The organism is uncultured Flavobacterium sp. (assembly GCF_963975515.1).
GTDB lineage: Bacteria > Bacteroidota > Bacteroidia > Flavobacteriales > Flavobacteriaceae > Flavobacterium.
Genome location: NZ_CAXBGY010000001.1, coordinates 1 through 20,572, shown reverse-complemented (window position 1 = coordinate 20,572; position 20,572 = coordinate 1). Strand labels below are relative to the sequence as shown.

Sequence of the window (20,572 nt, the reverse complement as noted above, 5' to 3'; positions counted from 1 at the left end):
ATTATTTTAAGTTATAAACAAATTTATGTCAATAATTACCCTTACATCTGATTTTGGATCCAAAGACCATTATGTTGGTGCTTTGAAAGGGAAAATATTATCTCAATTTTTAGAAGCTAAAATTGTTGACCTAACGCATCAAATAGATTTATTTAATGTATTTGAAACCAGTTACATACTTGAGGCGTCTTATAAAAATTTTCCAAAAAACACGGTACATATTATTTGTGTTAATGCAGAACGAATAGAAGGTATAGAACATATAGTAATGCTATGGGAAGATCAATTTTTTATTGCTGCAGATAATGGAATCTTAAATTCTTTAATACAGAAGAAAAAAGCACAAAAAATAGCCATTATCAACATTCACGATAGATTAGAAGACATTTCAAATATGAGTGTTTTTGCAACTGTAGCTTGTCACTTAGCAAAAGGAGGCAACATGAGTGTTATTGGTAAAGAGATTGATGTTTTAAACGAGTTTTACACTCAAAACCTTATTGTCTCTGATACGCTTGAAGAAATAAAAGGCAATGTAATTTATATTGATCATTTCGGAAATTGTGTAACCAATATTACTAAAAAAGTATTTGAAGAAACAGCAAAAAACAGAAACTTTGAAATTAAATTTAAAAATAAAACTGTTGAAGTAATTCATAAAAAATATTCAGATTTTAAAATTACAGCAACAAAAAAATTAAAAGATTTTGAAGGAGAATATTTAGCTCTTTTTAATGAAGCTGGTTATTTAGAAATCGCAATTTATAATGGAAATCCAGATACTGTTGGTTCAGCAACTTCTTTATTAGGGTTAAAATTTAGAGATAATGTTTCCATTAAATTCAAATAACCTATTACCCATTACCCAAAACCCATTACCTTAAAATTATGTTTGTACGAATAGTAAAAATGCGTTTTCAAGAAGATAAAATCGAAACTTTCTTAAAGAATTTTGAAGAAAATAAAAACCACATACGAAATTTCGAAGGAAACCGTTTATTAGAATTATATCAAGATAAAAATGATCCACGTATTTTCTTTACGTATAGCTATTGGGAAAACGAATCAGATTTAGAAAATTATAGAAAATCGGAACTTTTTGGCATTGTTTGGAAGTTCACAAAAGACTTGTTTAGTGATAAACCAGAAGCTTGGAGTGTTGATAAATTAGTCACTTTAGGTTAAAAGTTGTTTTTACTTTCTAAACTAATATAGTACATTTGCAATTCGATTACTCGATTTTTAGATTATTAGATTTTTCGAAACATCAAATAATCAAACAATCGAAAATTCAACAAAAAAGATACTGAAACAAGTTCAGCATAAATATGAAAGCATTACTTTTAAGAGAAATAAAATCCTTTTTTGGTTCACCGATTGGTTATTTGGTGATTGCCATTTTCTTAGTACTCAACGGATTATTTTTATGGGTTTTTGAAGGAGATTTTAATATTCCTAATTCGGGATTTGCCGATATGAGTCCGTTTTTTAAACTTTCTCCTTGGATACTTATTTTCCTTATTCCAGCTGTGACTATGCGTAGTTTTTCAGATGAAAAAAAACAAGGAACAATTGAATTGTTATTTACAAAACCACTTTCTATTTGGGAAATTGTAAACGGAAAATTCTTTGGTGCTTTATTGTTAATTATTATTGCAATAATACCAACTTTAATATATGTAGTAATGATTTCTTACTTCGGAAATCCAGAAGGAAATATCGATTTGGGAAGCACAATCGGCTCTTATTTTGGACTTTTATTCTTAATCTGCGGATATACTGCCATTGGAGTCTTTACTTCTACTCTTTCTGAAAATCAAATTGTAGCCTTTATTATTTCGGTTTTCTTATGTTTCTTTTTCTATTTTGGATTTGATGGAATTGCAAGTTTCATGGGAGAATTTAGTGGTCTTTTTGCTTCATTTGGAATGGATTATCATTTTAAAAGCATGAGTCGTGGAGTAATTGATACCCGTGATGTTTTATATTTCATCAGTGTAACTATTGTATTTTTAGCAGCAACTGTTTATCAACTTAAATCTTTAAAATGGTAATGGTAGCAAATCAAAAAAATAGCCTGAAGCAATTAGGAATCATCGCAACCGTTTTATTGGTAATAAACATTTTTGGAAATTACTTTTTCAAGCGGTTTGATTTAACCAAAGACAAGCGATATACTTTATCAGAAACAACTTTAGGTATTATAGAATCTGTTGATTCACCTTTATATATTGATGTTTTTTTGGAAGGAAAATTTCCACCTGAATTCAAACGATTACAAAACGAAACCAGACAACTTTTAGAAGAATTTACGGCTTATAATTCGAACATTATTTTTCAATTCGTTAATCCAATCGAAAAAGAAGAAGAACGCGTTGAAGTAATGAAAAACTTCTATGAAAGAGGTTTAATGCCTTTAAGCATAACGGTTGATGATAAAGGTAAACAAACGCAAGAAGTTGTTTTTCCGTGGGCTGTTACAACTTATGGTGATAAAAGTGCCAAAGTAGCTTTACTTAAAAATTTGATGGGTGCATCCACCGAAGATAAAGTAATTAGCTCTGTACAACATATGGAGTTTGCTTTTGCTGATGCCTTAAATAAAATCACAAAAACCAAACAAAAGAAAATTGCTGTTTTAAAAGGAAATGGTGAGTTGCAAGATAAATACATGGCTGATTTCTTAAAAACAGTACGTGAAAGCTATTTTATTGGAACTTTTACTTTAGATTCAGTTGCAAAACAACCCATTCAAACTATTGAAGCTTTGCAGAAATATGATATGGCAATCATAGCGAAACCAACAGAAGCTTTTACGGATGAAGAAAAACAAGTCATTGATCAATTTATTGTTAATGGTGGAAAAACCCTTTGGTTAGTGGATGCCGTTAAGGCTGATATGGATAGTTTATTTACACAACCCCAAATTTTAGCTTATCCTTTAGACTTAAATTTAACGGATCAACTTTTTCAATACGGAATTCGTGTTAATCATCAATTAGTAAAAGACGAACAAGCAACAACGATAAAATTAGCAACAGGTCAAGAAGGAAGTCAGACACAATATCAAGAATTTCCTTGGCGTTTTTCTCCATTTATTTATCCAGCTTCAAACAATCCTATTGTAAAAAACATAGAAGGGATTAAGTTTGAATTTGCTAATCCAATCGAAATCCTTAAAAATGACATTAAGAAAACGGTTCTTTTAACAAGTTCTGAATATTCGAAACCAGTTGGAACACCTACTCCAATAAATTTAGATTTGGTAACTGAGGAAACACAACCAACAGATTATCCAAATGGTGGTCTTTTACCAATGGCTGTTTTATTGGAAGGAAAATTCAAATCGGTTTACAAAAACAGAGTGCTTCCTATCAAAGATTCTAAATTTAAAGACATCAATAAAGAATCAAAAATGATTTTTGTTTCAGATGGTGATGTCATTAAAAATCAACTAGATAAAGATGGATATCCAATGGAATTAGGTTTTGATAAATTCACAAACAATTTATACGGAAACAAAGAGTTCTTAATGAATTGCGTCAACTATTTATTAGACGATAATGGTTTGATAAACATCCGAAGTAAAGATGTAGATTTACCTTTATTAGACAAAGAAAAAGTATATGAAAATTACACGTTTGCTCAATTAATTACAATTGGATTACCTTTAGTATTGTTAGGATTATTTGGATTTATATTCACATTTTTACGAAAAAGAAAATATGTACGATAATTCAAATTGGCTTTAGCCAATACTAAAAATAAAAATCCTTTATAAATTGCCGTTTGACTTTAGTCAACGGTTTAAAATAAAGTTTTATTTATCTGAACATCCGAAATCCGAAAATCTCAAAATCAACAACAAATAAAAATTGTAATTTCAAAATTTAAAATTATATTTGTAATCCTTAAAATTAATAAGGATTTTTAAAACCCAGAAGATGAAGTTTATCGTATCGAGCTCTTATTTATTAAAGCAACTACAAGTACTAGGTAGTGTTATTAACAACAGTAACACCTTACCTATTTTAGATAATTTTTTATTCGAATTAGACAATAATTCCCTTAAAGTTTCTGCATCAGATTTAGAAACTACAATGACAGCTTCTTTAGAAATTGATTCTACAAGTACTGGAAGTGTAGCTTTACCTGCAAAACTTTTATTAGAAACTTTAAAAACGTTTCCAGAACAACCCTTAACATTTACAGTTGAAGATAACAATACCGTTGAAATAAGTTCAAATTCAGGAAAATATGCATTGGCATTTGCACCTGGAGAGGAATTTCCTAAATCAGTAGCATTAGAAGATCCTTCTTCAACCTTAGTTCCTGCAGATGTTTTATCAACAGCCATTAACAAAACTATTTTTGCTGCTGGAAATGATGATTTAAGACCCGTAATGAGTGGAGTCTTTTTTCAATTCTCACCACAAAGTTTAATATTTGTAGCTACTGATGCTCACAAATTAGTAAAATATGCTCGTACAGATGTAGTAGCTTCTGAAGTAGCCGATTTTATTATGCCAAAGAAACCTTTAAACATTTTAAAAGGAATTTTAGGAGCAACAGATGCTGAAGTTAAAATTGAATACAACGATTCAAACGCAACATTTACGTTAGAAAACTATATTTTAACTTGTCGTTTAATTGACGGGAAATATCCAAATTACGATGCTGTAATTCCAAAAGAAAATCCAAACAAATTAATCATTAACAGAGTTCAGTTTTTGAATTCAGTTAGACGTGTGGCAATTTTCGCAAACAAAACAACGCATCAAATTCGCTTAAAAATCGCAGGAACTGAACTAAACATTTCTGCAGAAGATATAGATTACTCTAACAAAGCTGACGAACGTCTTACTTGTGATTATCAAGGTGATGATATTCAAATCGGATTCAACTCTCGTTTCTTAACTGAAATGTTGACTAACTTAACATCAGACGAAATTCAATTAGAAATGTCTATGCCAAATAGAGCAGGAATCTTAACGCCAATTGACGGATTAGATGAAGGAGAAACGGTTACGATGCTGGTTATGCCAGTAATGTTGAACAGCTAGAATTCCCTTAACACTATTATATAAAAAAACCGTCTTGTTTAAATGAACTTGACGGTTTTTGCTTTTACAATTATTCCTGAATTACTAAAACCGGAATATTGCTTTTATACGATATTTTTTCAGTTAAATGTGTTACAAATAATTCCTCAAAGAAAGAGCGTTTATAATTAGCCATAGCTAAAACATCTATCTCATGAATATCAATAAAATCAATGATAGTCTCTTTAACATATTCGCTAGTATGAACAAAAAAGCTAACTTGCTCATTGGCAAATAATTTCTTCCAAGCCTCAATTTTTTCATCCTTAACGTCTGAAGCTAACGATTGAACATATAAACATTTAACTTCTGCTTGTGTTAGTTTTGCAATTTGTAGTACACTTTGCAACGCTTTAATATCTTTATCTCTAAAACGTGTGGTAAAACATATATAACGTATAGTTCTATATTGTGCTTTTAAAGGAACACTCAAAAGAGGCACACTAACAGACGAAATAGCATCACCGGTTTTTGTTCCAATAAAAAATTCTTTCCATCCACTTGCTCCAGCAGTTCCCATTACTACAAAATCTATTTTTTCTTCCACAACACATTCTTTTATATTGCTTATCAAATCACCATCCATAAGTTTATGGTATAGATTAATGTGTCCTAAATTGCGTTTTTCAGCAAGGTCTCTTAATTTCGGAATTTCATCTTTAAATTTTTCAAACGTTGCTAATTCAAAAGAATCAAACAATTGTTTATAATTTTCAGGAAAGTACTGGTAATCAATTATGGGCATTTGAAAAGTATGCAACACTATAATTTCTGCATCAATAATTTTAGCCAATTCTAATGCGTAAACAAATGCATTTGTTGCCACTTCAGAAAAATCAGTAGGAATTAGTATTCGTTTCATAATAGTAAAGTATAAAGTTATTGGTTTATCCAACATAAAATTACAAAAGTTTTTTTTGATATTTCATGACAACCATCATGTTTTCAGTAAATTAACGATTATTTTAAAAAGAGTACAAAAAAACTATACCCACAAAATTGAAATTATGCCAGAATCCCAAACAAGCAACTCTACAAAATTTTAAATCTATAAAAATCAGCTATTTATGAAATAAATCCGTATCATCCGCGTTCCAACTTCCCACAAATCAAGAAATTATAAAGATTTCTAAAATTTCTAAAATCTGTGTTCCAAAAAAAACTTTGTGAAACATTGTACAGCCAATAAACCCCAACCAAAAAATCTTAGTATCTTTGCAACCGAAACAATTTAACGATTAATCAGTTAAACAATTCAACACTTATAAAAATGATCAACCAAGAAACCATAGTCGCGTTAGCAACACCATCTGGAGCTGGAGCTATTGCCATAATTCGTCTTTCTGGAAATGAAGCTATAACCATTGCGTCAAGTGTTTTTGAATCGGTTTCAGGTAAAGATATTGCAAAACAAAAAACACATACCATTCATTTGGGACACATAGTAGATAACGGAAAAATCTATGACCAAATCCTACTTTCCATTTTTAAAAATCCTCATTCTTATACAGGAGAAGATGTAGTTGAAATTTCGTGTCATGGTTCTACTTTCATCCAACAACAAATCATACAGTTATTGCTTCGTAAAGGAGCTAAAATGGCTCAAGCAGGTGAATTTACCTTAAGAGCTTTTTTAAACGGTAAACTCGATTTATCACAAGCAGAAGCAGTCGCTGATTTAATATCATCTGACAATGAAGCATCGCACCAAATTGCCATGCAACAAATGCGTGGTGGATTTAGTAATGAAATAGCTAAATTAAGAGAAGAACTTTTAAACTTTGCCTCCTTAATCGAATTAGAATTAGACTTTGCCGAAGAAGATGTAGAGTTTGCAGACAGAACCCAATTCGCCGAATTACTAAACCGTATTGAATTTGTATTAAAACGTCTAATCGATTCTTTTGCTGTTGGAAACGTAATTAAAAACGGAATACCAGTAGCCATTGTGGGTGAACCTAATGTGGGAAAGTCAACCTTATTAAATGCCTTACTAAACGAAGAACGTGCCATTGTTTCCGACATTGCTGGAACAACACGTGATACTATTGAAGATGAACTAGTCATAGAAGGAATAGGTTTTAGATTCATCGATACGGCTGGAATCAGAGAAACAAAAGATGTAATAGAAAGCATCGGAATTCAGAAGACGTTTGAGAAGATTGAACAAGCACAAGTCGTAATCCTTTTGCTAGACGCAAAAGAATTACAAGTTTCAGGTTTAAAGTTTCAGGTTGAAATTGAGAAAATCAAGAACAAATTTCCTCAAAAACCACTTGTAGTCATCATCAATAAAGTTGATTTACTTTCTAAAGAAGATATTGAATCCATACGAAAACAACTTGAAACTTTAAACCTGAAGCTTGAAACAATTTCTGCTAAACAAAAAACGGGTATCGAAGAACTTAAAACTACCCTACTCTCTTTTGTAAACACAGGTGCTTTAAGAAATAATGAAACGATTGTAACCAACACCCGTCATTACGATTCTTTATTGAAAGCGTTAGAAGAAATTACTAAAGTCCGCTTTGGTTTAGACCAGAATTTGTCTTCCGATTTAATGGCAATTGATATTCGTCAAGCGTTGTTTCATTTTGGTGAAATTACAGGTCAAGTATCTAACGATGAACTTCTTGGAAATATTTTTGCTAATTTCTGTATCGGCAAATAATTGCGCTTCTTTTAAATGAGTTTTACAATAAATCTTATTAAAATGAGTTTTATGTAATTATAACTTTACTTCATTTAAAATTAGCATCATGAAAAAACTTGTAATCTTATTTTTATTGATGTCCATTACTGCTTTTTCGCAAAAAACCAATGAAATTGAAAAGCTTCTAAACAAAGAGTTATTTAAAGAACTTCAAAGACAAATTGATAATTCTTATTTTGAAGGAGATAGCTTAATTGTTGTTCAACCTTTTAAAATAGAATATAAAATTTTGAGCATTACTATTCAAAAAAAATCATATTATGACAATGAATTTTATCAAGAAAAACAAGAAATAGCTTTAGATAAAATTATATCAATTCTTAAAGACATTAATGTAATTTTTGAAACAGAAACTGATGCCGTAAAAATTACTCAAACTAGTAAAGAAGGAGTGATTACCAAAAGTAATTATAATTTGTTTTTTTTACATTTATCCGCAGAAAAAAACAATGAATCTTTAGCCAAAAATATTGTGAAAAGTTTTAAAAAAGAAGGATATACTATTGAAAAAAAATATTGGTTTGATTAAGTTTAAGACTACATATAACATTCATTTTATTAGAAAAAACTTCTTTAATTTATACTGCCTACAAAATCTATATATTTTGTTAAAAATATTGAAAAATTAAAAAAGTTATAAAAAAATTAAAGAATTAAACTGAAATTAAGAAGATTATCTTAAAAAATTAAAATCTTAATTTTTTGTATATTTTTCAATTCATTAAATTTTATCTATATTTGGTTAACTAACTAAATAAAATAGTATTCAACTTTACTAAAATTTATATTATATGAAAAGATTAGTACTTTCAGCTATAATTTTGTGCTCCACTTTTACTTTTGCTCAAGAAAAATATAGAATCCAATATGATTATAAAACAGATAATTTTGAATATTTCAAACTCGATAAGACCAACAAAATAATTGATACTTTAAACAATCCGAAGTTTAAAAGGAATAGCTTAATCGAAATAAAGTTACTAAATGTCAATCCATTTGCTGTAAACATAAAAACTGATGTTAAAGAAGAAGAAATTCATACATCTGGTTCAAATGGTTTCAATTTTTCTAATTTATTAGGAGGTATAACTTCTGTTTCTGGAAATGATTTAAAATTAAATGTGACCAATTTACCATCTAATTCATTAGCTCCATCAAGAGGTGAGGGTAACTCTAACGCTAATAAATCAAGAGGAGAAAAAATTAATTCGAAATTTTCTGAATTAAATACTTTATCTACAAATATTGATGCTTTAAAAAAAACGTTATTAGCAAACTTAACCAATCCCAATCTAGACAAAGAAACCATTTTAAAAAACCTAATTCAAGTTGCTTCTATCCAAGAAGATTCAAGAATTACTGATCCAAATCAAAACTTTCATGTATATCTTTCGAGTTTAAAGAAAATAATTAATGAAGATTCTAACACCATTTCAGCAAACATTAATGAAATAAAAAGTGAAATTGATGCTCAAGCTATTGAAAACACTTCCGTTTCTAGAGGAGAGTTAAGAGCACAAAACATGACTTATACTAATTTAGAAGCTCTGTTAGGCAAATTAAATGAATCTTCTAATTGGACTACAGAAAATTTAAATAAAATTGAATCTTTATACACTTCTTTAGAATCCTCATCTTTTGAACAAACTTATGATTATGAAATATCTGCTGATAAAGTAAATTTAGAATTACAGTTTATACAAAGTGATTTTGCCAACAAATTAGATGATGACACTAGTTTGGCTACCCTAAAAACACGTCATGTAAAGTTATCTTCAAAAGGAGGTTTTAAAATCAATACCAGTGTAGCTTTAACGTTAAATAATTTTAAGTCTAAGTCAAATGATTATTTTATAGATGAAGATGGAGTTATTGGTGCAGATAGTAATAATTATTTCACTCCAAATTTGAGTACTATGATTAATTTTTATCCTGTTATGGGAGAAAATTTTAATTTAGGAGGAAGTTTTGGAATATCAGTACCTATTTCAGATGCAATTAACGGAATCAATTATTTATTTGGACCATCAATTATATTAGGAAATCAAAGTCGTTTGGCTTTATCTGGTGGAGTTGCTTATGGACCTGTTAAGAAATTAATCAACGGTTTAGAAGTTGGTGATACGACTTCATTAAACGATGTAAGTAGTTTTACAAAAAACGTATATGACTTTGGATTTTACTTCGGAATTTCGTTTAGTATTTTTAATTTAAATTAAACATTATGCTCAAAAAAAGTACCTTATTATTTTTTCTTTTATTTGCCTTAAATGTTTCAGCTGAAAAATATGGATTAATCATCGCAATTGGTGATTATCCTACCAAAACTGGCTGGTCAACAATTAGTTCTGTTAATGATGTTCCCTTAATAAAACAAGCCCTTTTAAACCAAGGTTTTTCTGAAAACAACATAAGCATACTTATTGATGCAGAAGCTACAAAAGAAGGTATACTTAAAGCTATTGAAAACTTAAAATCACGATTAAAAGCTGGAGATATTGTAGTAATTCATTACTCTGGTCATGGTCAACAAATTTTTGATGATAATGGTGATGAAATTGACGGAAAAGATGAAGCTTTAGTTCCTTATGATGCTTGGGTAAAATATACATTTAACTACAAAGGTGAAAATCATTTACGTGATGATGAATTGGGAAATATTATTGCAAATTTTAGAAATACTTTAGGAAGTAAAGGACAGTTATTATTCATTTTAGACAGCTGCCATTCGGGTTCAACTACTAGAGGTAGAAAATCTCGTGGTGGAAAAGCAACTTTTGCACCAGACGATTGGAAACCTTTAGAAAATGATAAAACAAAAGGGAGTGCTATGGTAGAACGTACCAAAGTAAATCCTGATGCAGCTCCATTTGTATTGATTTCAGGAGCTTCTGCAGATGAATTGAATTATGAATATGAAGGATTTGGTTCTTTAAGCTACGCTTTTTCAAAAGCTATGACTGAATTAGGAAGCGATTTTACCTATCGTCAACTGTTTTCAAAAATTGCTACCAATATGAATGTAATTTCACCCAAGCAGACTCCAACTATTGAAGGTGATATGGATTATAAATTATTTAATGGCGAATATGTTCAGCAACAACCTTATTTTGAAATTGCTAAAATTCCAAATGTTAACTTAATACATATTAATGCTGGAAAAATTCAAGGCCTTTTTGAAGGAACAACTGTAAAAATTGTCCCGTCTGGAACTACAAAAGTTACTGATAAAAATACTATATGTACAGGAACTATTACCAAGTCAAATTTTAATCTTTCTATTATTAAGTTGGATAAAAGCTTAAGCAGTACCAATACAAAAGAATTTTGGGTAATTATAGACAAACAGTCTTATGGAGATATTGCAATTAAAGTATATTTTGATAAAACTATTAAAGATAATGTTATTAAAACAGGTGTGACTAATTATTTAAAAGATAATAATTTAGGTACAATAGTTACAGATACACTAAAAGCAGATGTTATACTAAATAGTATAAAAAACGCCATTGAATTAAGATCCCCAAGTGGTATCGGAGCCATCGATACAGATGAAAGTACAAGAGGTGCAACAACTTTAGAGGATATCAATAAAAAACTTTTCAATTTTGCCCAAGGACAATATCTTAAAAATTTAAGCCTTAAGAATCAAGCTTATGAAATGGAGTTTAAATTATTGCCTGTTAATTATTCTGAAGAAACAAAAAAAGCTGGAGATTTAATCGAAGTGTCTAAATTCATCAACGAAGCCGGAATATTTGAAGTAGTTCCTGAAAAAGATCATGTGGTTTTACAAATCACCAATAAAAGTAAAAAAGCACTTTACGTCAGCATCATTGAAATTAACAGCAAAGGAGAAATTTTTCCTTTTATGCCAAACGACAATTGCTCATTAACTAATGACGAACGCAAATTATCTCCAGGACAAACCATGATTTTTAAAGATTGTGTTTATTCTTTTGGCCCTCCTTATGAAAGATTAATTTTAAAAGGATTTGCTACCACTACTCCAATAAATTTTCAATCTACAGTGGCAACACGTGGTGAAGGAAGCAGAAATTCTAATCCTTTAGAAAATTTTATCCAACAAAGTTATACCCAATCAAGAGGAGCTACTGGAAATAGTACTAACAGTGATGTGGATGGTTTTACTACTGAGTTTGTGTATGAGATTGTGAAGAAGTAATTAATTATATAAAACAAATTATTATAGCAATAGCATTCTAAAAAATCTTCTTAAATTAATGCGTTTTTTAATATTCATTCAGGTAAAGAGTATTATATATGAAAAAACTTCTGTACATATCTTTTTTTTTAGTTTCTTGCTTTTCTTTTAGTCAAGAAACTGAAGAAATAATCCCTTTGTTTGAATTACTAGCAGAAGAGTCCTCAAGATATCACTCTTATGGAGAAATTGATTTAGCTTTAGAGTCACAAAATAAGGCTATTGATTTATATAAAAAGAAATATGGTGTTTCAAATATGGGTTATTATAGTATGTTATATAGCTTAGCATTAATATATTTGGATATTCAGGATAATCTAGAAGCTCAAAAAATTCTCTTAGAAATAAAAAAAAATATTGAGAAGTTAGATGAACAAAAACATGATCTCTACATATCTATTATGAGTAGTTTGGCAGAATCATATACGGTTATGGGGATTTATGATAAAGCTTTAAAAATTTATGAAGATGAGCTAGCTGCTGAAAACACAAAAATATTTTATACCGGCAAATTAGCCCTAACTTATGAAAACATCGGACAATATAATAAGGCTTTGACTTTGTATATTGAAGCGTTAGAACTAACAGAAGAAAGATTTGGAATTGATTCGTATAATTATGCAATTGGATTGAAAAAAATAGCTAATTGTTATTTAAAATTAGGAAATAACATAAAATCCAAAGAGTTTTATGAGAAATTTATAGAACATCTATTTATATCTTTAGAAAAAGAACCAAATTATGTCGATTCAATTACCTATGACTTAATTGAAACATTTTATTTGATTGGACAAAAAAATAAGGCCTTAAAATTGGCTATTAAATTTTTACAAGATGAAAAAAATAATAGTTTCTATTTTAGACATTATTCAGAACTTATAATTGACATATACGTAGACATTGATCAAGGAGAAAAAGCATTACCATTTATTGTAGACTTATTAAAATATTATAAAGAAGAATCTATAGTTTACCGTTCAGTTTATAGTGATAATGTAAAAAAATTAGCAAATTTATATGTAAGATTAGGACACTATGATAAATCGTTAGCTCTGTATAAAGAGCATAATAATTTTATTCAAAAAAAAATTAAAGAAAATTTCAACTTTTTAACTAATCAAGAGAAAGAAAATTTTGTTAAAAACAGTGTTTCTACAGACTTAAAATTATTTTCTAATTTCAATTATTTAACTAATAATGTGTACGAGGAAGCAATACCGTTAGCAATAAATAATATTTTAACTTCAAAAGGACTTTTACTTAATGCCTCTAAAAACATTTTAACAGAACTTGATAATTTAAATAACAAAGATATTAGCTCAAAGGTTTTAAAAACAAGAGTAAAACGAGCATTTATTATCAAACAACAACAATTATCTATTTTAGATAGAGACCTTAACTTTAAACAAGAACAAGAGCAATTAGAAGAGCTCGAAAGAGAAATCATTAAATTATATACTGACAATTTTGGAGAAGATATTAATTATGTTAAAAACTATAAGAATACTAAATTAGAAGAAAATGAACTTGCTATAGAATTTGATCATTTTAAAGTAATTAGTAATAGTAAAACAGATAGTATAATGTATGTTGCTTATTTATACAAAAAAGATTGGCAGTCACCTAAAGTAATTAATTTATTTGAAGAGAATCAACTAAAACAATATTTTACGAGCTACAGTAATCCAAATCTACTATATAAAACAAGAGGATCAAAAGGTAATTCTAGTATATCTAAAAGTATAGTTGTAGATAGTATTTATAAATTAATATGGAAACCTATAGAAGAATATGCAAATAATAGTTCTAAAATCTATTTTTCTCCCGATGGATTATTACATAATATTCCTTTTGCAGCTTTACCCAATGAAGATAATAAATTGATTGGTGAATTATATGATATTGAACAAGTTGGTAATACCGCTGATATAAGAAAAAACGTCAAGGAACCAAATTTGAAAGATATAGTACTCATTGGAGGTGTAGATTATGAATACACTAAATTGAAAGATAGTATAATTCAAAAAAGTAATACCTATAATATTTTACAGAGTGAGCAATTATTAGGAAGTAACAAAAACAGAAGCATTTCAATAAATGGCTTTTCCTATCTACCTGGCACTAAAAAAGAAATATCACAAATCAACATATTACTTCCAAATAGTAAACAATTAATAGGCAAAGATGCTACAGAAACAGCTTTTAAAGCTTTAAGTGGAGAAAGCCCTTCTGTAATACATATTGCTACACATGGTTTTTTCTTTCCCAAGCTTGAAAAAGTAGGAGATGAAAATAAAACAATTCAGGAAAAACAAACTTATATATATGCTGAAAATCCATTGCTGCGTTCAGGATTATTACTTGCCAATGCCAATTATGCTTGGAAACATGGAAATAATCCTTTTGAGGAAGATGACGGCATTCTTACTGCTTTAGAGATTTCTAGTTTAGACTTAAAAAACACCGACTTAGTTGTTTTGAGTGCTTGTGAAACCGGTTTAGGAGATATTGAAGGTTCTGAAGGTGTATATGGTTTACAGCGTGCATTTAAAATGGCTGGTGTAAAAAGTATTATTATGAGTTTATGGGAAGTACCTGATGCTGAAACAGCTGAATTTATGAACCAATTTTATGCAAAATGGAAAAAGAGCAACAATGCCAAACTAGCTTTTAAAACAACACAAAAAAAAATGATGAAAAAGTATAGAAAACAACCAGAAAAGTGGGCCGCTTTTATATTCTTTGAATAATCAAACTGAAATGAATGTTTTAAATTATCTAAAAGATTAAAAAAACTATTAACCTCAACTAAATTAAGAGATTCATTTAGTGATAATACAATTCAAAAGTATATTAATAGGAACTAGAGAAAAAACCATCAAATAAACTAATCACAAATTCCAATCCCATTCAGGGTTTTCAGATCTTGCCGTTGGTTTTTGCTTTCCGTTTGTTAGATTTCGCACTTTTTTATACACTTCTTTTTGTAAGGTAGAAACAGGAACTCCAACATCACCTTTCCATGTGTCATATCCTTTCTCCTCTAAAGTTTTAATTAAACTATACGTAAAAACACCATTGTTCCAATCTTTTCCTTCATAAGCATATTCCTTTCCTCCAGCAGCAGCAATAATTATGGTTCCATTGCTTTTATTCAAATCAAAAAATAAGTTTTGCATTTGCTCATAACTGTCTAATGTTTGTGATTTAGTTCCTTTAACAACAATACTTCCCTTTATATCATGTGCTTTTACATTGGGATCATTGCTCACTGATAATTCTTCATCTTCATCTAAACTTCCACTATGACAAGCATCAATTAAAATCAGTCTTTTACGAGCTGGAATATTATCGGTTAGACTCTGAATTAACTCATATGAAATTCCTGCCTTTTCTGGAGAAGAAAAATCGGTATCATATCCTGCAAAATAAAATTCTTTTTCATTATTAATTAAACCATGTCCAGAAAAAGAAATTACAACCCTATCATTTACATTTGTCTTATTAAGAATGTCTTTTATTTTTTTAATATTTTCAACCGTTACATCTTTATTTAAAAGTTTGAATGTTTTAATTGTATCGTCTCTGTATCTTTCAGTAAAATACTCTTCTAGTTTTTCAATATCTTTCACTGCAAATTTAAGATTCATGGTAGAATCTTTATAGGTGGAAACCCCAATACCAATATAGTAATTTATAGGTTTCACTTCATTTTTATTGATAATTTTAAAAGATAAAGGATCACTTTCAAGTAAGTTTTTATCCTTTGCTATAATTGAAATATTATTTTCTCCAGCATGAAGCACAACGTTTATTTTATCCTCTTTTTTAGTAAAATTATCTTTTTTTGTTAGTAATACTCCATTATCGTAAACCTCAAACGTTTTAGCATTTTCAGAAAAATGAAGTGGTATATCAATACTTAATTTTTCAGTAGTAAGAGAGGGCTGATAATTTTCATTAAAAGTAACCGCTGGTCGTTTTATATTCCAAAAATCTATATCTTCAGAGATGCCCAATTTTTTCATTCTTTTTTGAGTAGCTTCTGTGTAGAGGTTTAAAAAAGTAGTATCCGTATTCGCTAATTTTTCAAGAATCTTTTCAGGTCTATTAAGATAAGCATCAAAAATAGTAAGAGGTAATACTTTTTCTTGTTTGATAAAATGAAAATCTCTTAAAGCTGATTTTTCAGCACTATAAAATCCTTCAGGTGTAAACCATAGTACAGAGTATTTATTTTCCTCATATTCTTGAACCGCAATAGTTAGAATCCATTTATATGTCTTGTTATCTATAAAATGAAGAGAACCATAGTTATCAACTGCAATTAATTGATTGTCTTTCTCAATTATACGAACTATAGGTTCTGTTGTACCTGTTTTTATAATTTCCTTTGGAGTGGAATTGTCTAAATCCCAAACAAAAACTTTTCCGTTATCTGAACCAGCAAATAATTTTCCCGCTTTTTTGGAAAAATAGCTACTCTTTAAATACTCTCTACTATAAAAAAATTTCTCTTCTCCATTATTATCTATCCATTCAACTTGTTGTGATGCTAAAGCAACCGAGGGCTGATTTTTATGGATTGATTTTTCCTCGAATTTTTTTTCCCAACCACCAGAAACAATATTGAAGTATTTTGATTTATTTCCTTCAAATACAACTTGAACTAGTTGTAAGTTATTTGTTTTATTTATAGATAATATATTTTGATTGGTTTTAATGGTTTTTGAAATGTTTTTTTTCCAATCAGCCCAAAAGAAATAATCCACAGCAGAGGTTACAAAATATCCACTTTGATAACCTAACATTTGATTTTCGGATTCAGAAAAAATAAAATTACTTACTCTAAAATAAATATCTTCTGTTTTTAAAGGAGAACTCATCCATATCTCTTTAGAGCTTTCATCAAATTGTTCAATAAACCAATGAAAACTTTGAGTCTCATTATTAAATTTTTTATGAATTACATAAGGCAACTTATCAAACAAATAGGCTTCTTCACTAAGATCATATTTTTTTTCGGATGACAAAGTATTTAAATTGATCAAAAGTTTATTCCTCCACAAAACTTGTCCTGAAGGATGAATTTGTATTTCTGATTCTGGATAAAATAACTTCTTTGTTTTTGATATTCTCCAAGCATTTAAATAATCTGATTTAGAATCATAAGTGAATAACTCTTCTGACGTTTTAACAAATGCGTTATTTGAGTTGGCACCAAATCCATTATATGAAATAACTCCATCAATGGTTACATTTTTCTCAATTCCATTATAATCAATGGTTGAAAATCCTTTGTTGTTTTGTATCCAAAGTCCTTTATCTGTTAAAAATGAAGGTTTATCTAAAATAGTAATATCTTTAATCTTATTTTTTTGAGCATTTTTTATAGAAAAGAATTCATTTTTTGTAGTATAAGCCAATTCTTTACTAGCCAATATATGTACATTTAGCCAATCTTCAGAGTTTGGAATTTTCTCAAGTTGAATCTTATTTATATCAAACCAATAATATCCTTTCTTTATGTATTTACTATAACCATTATCACTTTCAACACTTTCAGTTAAGCTCAACAATAATTGATTATTTTTAATTCCAACAAGTTTATTAGGAAAAAGTTTCTTTTCAAACCGATGTAAGGCTTTAAATTCCATTTTTTCTGTATCAACCAACCATAAAGCTTGGTAATCTCTACCTATCCATTGATTTGGATTATCAGTTGGAATAAATGTATAAGAATTTCCAAGTGGATTAATAAAACGATATTCGTTATCTGCAAATAGTTTAGAGTGTATTGCTCCCGTTCGTAAATCAATGACCCTCATAACAAAATCATCAAAACTTTTACCTGTAGATTCTTCAAAAACCAAAAGCTGCATGGTCTTTTCTGAAAAATGAGTATATGCTTTTTTAGAAAAAGAAAATGTTCTCCATTTTTTTTGTTTAGGAATATTCCAAAATTCTACAGAACTAACAAAAGTAACCACCATCCAATCCTCATAAAAACTTACATTTTGACTTTCATCTTTAACTGTATTTGTAGCTAATAAAGCAATATTGGGATCAAATATAATTTCGTTTTCAGCTACTTTCTGCTTTTTGGTATAAATTTCTTCTTGAAGCAAAGAAAACTTTTGAATACCATTTTTAGTATGATTTGAGTAATTACTCTTCTCTCCTAAAATTAAAATAGTCGTTGCATTTAAACTATAAAAACCTGTAAAACTACTGAATTTTGTGAGGTTGGCCCAAATTTCCTCTTCAGGTTCAAGTGTTTTAGCATTAAAAGTTTTTATACTATTATCATCTAATCTAACTATCTTGTTTTCTAACATCCAACCCGGAAAATTGATGTTTGCATCTACCGATGAAATTTCTTCAAGAGTTTCATAATTAAAAAAATGATTGCTTGTTTTACTATAACTTTCATTAACTATAAAATTCCAAACACTTCCATCTGATGAACAACTAACACTCTCAATATCAACTAATGCAATTTGCTTTTTTCGAATAACTTCTAATGTTTCAGAACTTCTGACTTCAAAAACGTATTGTCTATTTTTATTTTCATCTTTATAAAAATAAACTAAAACCACTTCTTTTTTGGTAGGGTGAGTCAGTAAATGTCTAATAACACCTGGTGCATCAATAGTTAACTCAGTAGGATATAATGTTATTTTTCCTTTTAAGGGACTATAATTTGTTTGCCCATAACTATCTTGATACTTAAAGTAATCGTTATAAGAAACGATAAGCTTATTTTCTTGGTCATATAAAAACTGAATGTGATTATTGCCTGGAACAGAGTTGGTGATCTTACGTTCAGCAAGATTAAACAAATGAATGGAATCTTGAGGATATTCTAAAAAGTCATATGTAAAAGAGCGTTTTTCAAAAAGAGGCTTTTGTTTGAGTACTAAAACATTATTATTAGGAAGAATATCAATAGCACTGACATAATAATCTTCATGGACTGCAAGAGCAAATGAATCTAATAATTTCAGTTGATCAATACTTGCCCAATAGATCTTTTTATCTGAAGTAAATGCTACATATTTTTCATCATTAGAAACTTTGAAAGTAGTAATTTTGTTTTGGGTCTCAATAAAATCTGTTTGTGCTTTTACAATGAAAGAACAAAATAAAAAAAAGAATATGTAAAATTTAGATTTTATCACTTCATCACTTTTTCAATTACAGAAGCACCATCTTTTACAATCTTACTTTTATTATCACTTAATATTCCTGGAAGTTTATTGATGTATTTACTTTTACCACCTTCAAACTCTTCTACTTGAATAGTAACATTTATAACCCCAAATTTACCATTGTTTTCAATTGCTGAAGTAATAGGAATATCATAATACCATGGCGATAAAATAGGATCATTAATTTGATTGTGATAACCATACTTTAAGTTTCTAAATTCATAGGCTTGTTCGATTAGCATTTTTGTCATTGGTGAACCGTCCGTACTTCTCCATTGACCTTCAATAGCAATGGATACTTTAGCATTCAAATTCTCGTCCGAATAAATACGTGTTTTAGAAAAAAGAATACGCAATTCATTAAAACTCAAACGTGTGACACCCGGATTTTCTGGATCACTTTTTAATTCAATCACGGCATGAAAGTTAAGCAGGTCATCCTTTTCATCTCTTATGACTTCTGAAAGCATTAAACTAGCATTTGCTCCTCTTGATTTAGGAATCGCTTGATATTCAGTTTTAATTTCACTGGCTAATGTTCCTTTTTTCTCTTTATCAGTAGGCTTAGAATATTTCTTAATATGAATTTGATTGTAGGTCTTCTCTACTTCACCAGTATCTGTATTGTAGTAATCATTAATTGAAATTGATTTTGTATAATTATTTGACAAAGACTTTGAAGTTTTTTCTGCAAAATAATTAGCACCCAAAAACAAACCTTGTAATGCTAAATCAATAGCCCCTCGAGAAACTGGTTTTTTCAATTCAACAATAAACTCTTCATTAGCTACAATATTCGATTTCTTATGCGTGGAACAAGAAAAAAGAAATGCTAAAGGAACTGCAACACATAGATTTTTTAAGGATACTTTCATAAAAAAATGTTTAAGGATTACACAAATATATAAAAGTTATCTTATAAATGTTTAATTGCTCTTTTCAGTTATTAACAAGTGTTTGATTTGTAGCTATGTTGTAGATGAGTATTTGGTTGGTGTGGTTTCTTATAAAAAGGAAAGGGATTAGGGATTAGTACTGAGTGAAAGGGATTAGCAAAAAAAAAGTGTCATCCGCGTTCCATAAACCGACACGCAAAAATTTTAGGAACACAGATGACACAGATTAAACGGATTTTCACAGATTTTTAAAAATAATTATAATGATTTGTATGGGTTTCTTACTTTGTCAGGGTGAAAAACTTGGGTAATGGGTAAAAGGTAATGGGTAAAAGGGATTAGGGATTAGTACTGAGTGAAAGGGATTAGCAAAAAAAAGTGTCATCCGCGTTCCATAAACCGACACGCAAAAATTTTAGGAACAC

General features: G+C 29.0%; 13 protein-coding genes. 10 read left to right on the top strand and 3 right to left on the bottom strand.

What is annotated here, in order from left to right:
- Positions 1 to 25 precede the first annotated feature (25 nt).
- The 5 genes from AAC008_RS00065 (at position 26) to dnaN (ending at position 5,063) form a co-directional block, all read left to right on the top strand.
- Positions 26 to 850 (top strand): SAM-dependent chlorinase/fluorinase, encoded by an 825-nt coding sequence (locus AAC008_RS00065; RefSeq protein WP_339886667.1) that lies wholly within the window; start codon positions 26 to 28, stop codon positions 848 to 850.
- Positions 851 to 888: 38 nt separating this feature from the next.
- The gene (locus AAC008_RS00060) at positions 889 to 1,185 is read left to right on the top strand and encodes an antibiotic biosynthesis monooxygenase family protein (protein WP_339886666.1); all 297 of its coding nucleotides are present in this window, start codon (positions 889 to 891) and stop codon (positions 1,183 to 1,185) included.
- A gap of 143 nt (positions 1,186 to 1,328) precedes the next feature.
- On the top strand, positions 1,329 to 2,054 hold the full coding sequence (gene gldF / locus AAC008_RS00055) for a gliding motility-associated ABC transporter permease subunit GldF (protein ID WP_339886665.1): 726 nt from the start codon (positions 1,329 to 1,331) through the stop codon (positions 2,052 to 2,054).
- Positions 2,054 to 3,736: a gliding motility-associated ABC transporter substrate-binding protein GldG gene (gene gldG / locus AAC008_RS00050; protein ID WP_339886664.1), complete on the top strand. Its 1,683-nt coding sequence runs from the start codon at positions 2,054 to 2,056 to the stop codon at positions 3,734 to 3,736. Before gldF ends, gldG begins: the two co-directional genes overlap by 1 nt.
- 208 nt (positions 3,737 to 3,944) lie before the next feature.
- A complete protein-coding gene (gene dnaN, locus AAC008_RS00045) occupies positions 3,945 to 5,063 on the top strand; it encodes a DNA polymerase III subunit beta (protein ID WP_339886663.1) in 1,119 nt (372 codons plus the stop codon).
- 70 nt (positions 5,064 to 5,133) lie between these two features.
- Here the strand turns inward: dnaN and AAC008_RS00040 are convergent, their stop codons facing one another.
- On the bottom strand, positions 5,134 to 5,964 hold the full coding sequence (locus AAC008_RS00040) for a universal stress protein (protein WP_339886662.1): 831 nt from the start codon (positions 5,962 to 5,964) through the stop codon (positions 5,134 to 5,136).
- A 408-nt stretch (positions 5,965 to 6,372) separates the two neighbouring features.
- On the opposite strand from AAC008_RS00040, the gene mnmE reads away from it, so the two are divergent.
- The 5 genes from mnmE to AAC008_RS00015 all read left to right on the top strand — a co-directional run bounded on the left by mnmE (position 6,373) and on the right by AAC008_RS00015 (position 14,790).
- Positions 6,373 to 7,773 (top strand): tRNA uridine-5-carboxymethylaminomethyl(34) synthesis GTPase MnmE, encoded by a 1,401-nt coding sequence (gene mnmE, locus AAC008_RS00035; protein ID WP_339886661.1) that lies wholly within the window; start codon positions 6,373 to 6,375, stop codon positions 7,771 to 7,773.
- 88 nt (positions 7,774 to 7,861) lie between these two features.
- Positions 7,862 to 8,344: a hypothetical protein gene (locus AAC008_RS00030; protein ID WP_339886660.1), complete on the top strand. Its 483-nt coding sequence runs from the start codon at positions 7,862 to 7,864 to the stop codon at positions 8,342 to 8,344.
- Between the two features lie 262 nt (positions 8,345 to 8,606).
- The gene (locus AAC008_RS00025; RefSeq protein WP_339886659.1) at positions 8,607 to 10,034 is read left to right on the top strand and encodes a hypothetical protein; all 1,428 of its coding nucleotides are present in this window, start codon (positions 8,607 to 8,609) and stop codon (positions 10,032 to 10,034) included.
- Positions 10,035 to 10,039: 5 nt separating this feature from the next.
- Positions 10,040 to 12,001, top strand: a complete 1,962-nt coding sequence (locus AAC008_RS00020) for a caspase family protein (protein WP_339886658.1) — start codon at positions 10,040 to 10,042, stop codon at positions 11,999 to 12,001.
- Positions 12,002 to 12,099: 98 nt separating this feature from the next.
- Positions 12,100 to 14,790 carry a CHAT domain-containing tetratricopeptide repeat protein gene (locus tag AAC008_RS00015; RefSeq protein ID WP_339886657.1) on the top strand — a complete coding sequence of 897 codons (2,691 nt, stop codon included), beginning with the start codon at positions 12,100 to 12,102 and terminating at the stop codon, positions 14,788 to 14,790.
- A gap of 141 nt (positions 14,791 to 14,931) precedes the next feature.
- Here AAC008_RS00015 and AAC008_RS00010 read toward each other — a convergent pair whose 3' ends face one another.
- Both AAC008_RS00010 and AAC008_RS00005 read right to left on the bottom strand, forming a co-directional pair.
- Positions 14,932 to 19,221, bottom strand: coding sequence for a caspase family protein (locus AAC008_RS00010; protein ID WP_339886656.1), 4,290 nt, complete (start codon positions 19,219 to 19,221; stop codon positions 14,932 to 14,934).
- Positions 19,218 to 20,126: a hypothetical protein gene (locus AAC008_RS00005; RefSeq protein WP_339886655.1), complete on the bottom strand. Its 909-nt coding sequence runs from the start codon at positions 20,124 to 20,126 to the stop codon at positions 19,218 to 19,220. The genes AAC008_RS00010 and AAC008_RS00005 overlap by 4 nt, the downstream gene beginning before the upstream one ends.
- Between the last annotated feature and the right edge of the window lie 446 nt (positions 20,127 to 20,572).

What these genes read in the sequence shown, in the direction of transcription:
- AAC008_RS00065 (WP_339886667.1), top strand. Translation starts at nt 26, where the DNA reads ATGTCAATAATTACCCTTACATCTGATTTTGGATCCAAAGACCATTAT.
- AAC008_RS00060 (WP_339886666.1), top strand. Translation starts at nt 889, where the DNA reads ATGTTTGTACGAATAGTAAAAATGCGTTTTCAAGAAGATAAAATCGAA.
- gldF (WP_339886665.1), top strand. Translation starts at nt 1,329, where the DNA reads ATGAAAGCATTACTTTTAAGAGAAATAAAATCCTTTTTTGGTTCACCG.
- gldG (WP_339886664.1), top strand. Translation starts at nt 2,054, where the DNA reads ATGGTAGCAAATCAAAAAAATAGCCTGAAGCAATTAGGAATCATCGCA.
- dnaN (WP_339886663.1), top strand. Translation starts at nt 3,945, where the DNA reads ATGAAGTTTATCGTATCGAGCTCTTATTTATTAAAGCAACTACAAGTA.
- AAC008_RS00040 (WP_339886662.1), bottom strand. Translation starts at nt 5,964, where the DNA reads ATGAAACGAATACTAATTCCTACTGATTTTTCTGAAGTGGCAACAAAT.
- mnmE (WP_339886661.1), top strand. Translation starts at nt 6,373, where the DNA reads ATGATCAACCAAGAAACCATAGTCGCGTTAGCAACACCATCTGGAGCT.
- AAC008_RS00030 (WP_339886660.1), top strand. Translation starts at nt 7,862, where the DNA reads ATGAAAAAACTTGTAATCTTATTTTTATTGATGTCCATTACTGCTTTT.
- AAC008_RS00025 (WP_339886659.1), top strand. Translation starts at nt 8,607, where the DNA reads ATGAAAAGATTAGTACTTTCAGCTATAATTTTGTGCTCCACTTTTACT.
- AAC008_RS00020 (WP_339886658.1), top strand. Translation starts at nt 10,040, where the DNA reads ATGCTCAAAAAAAGTACCTTATTATTTTTTCTTTTATTTGCCTTAAAT.
- AAC008_RS00015 (WP_339886657.1), top strand. Translation starts at nt 12,100, where the DNA reads ATGAAAAAACTTCTGTACATATCTTTTTTTTTAGTTTCTTGCTTTTCT.
- AAC008_RS00005 (WP_339886655.1), bottom strand. Translation starts at nt 20,126, where the DNA reads ATGAAAGTATCCTTAAAAAATCTATGTGTTGCAGTTCCTTTAGCATTT.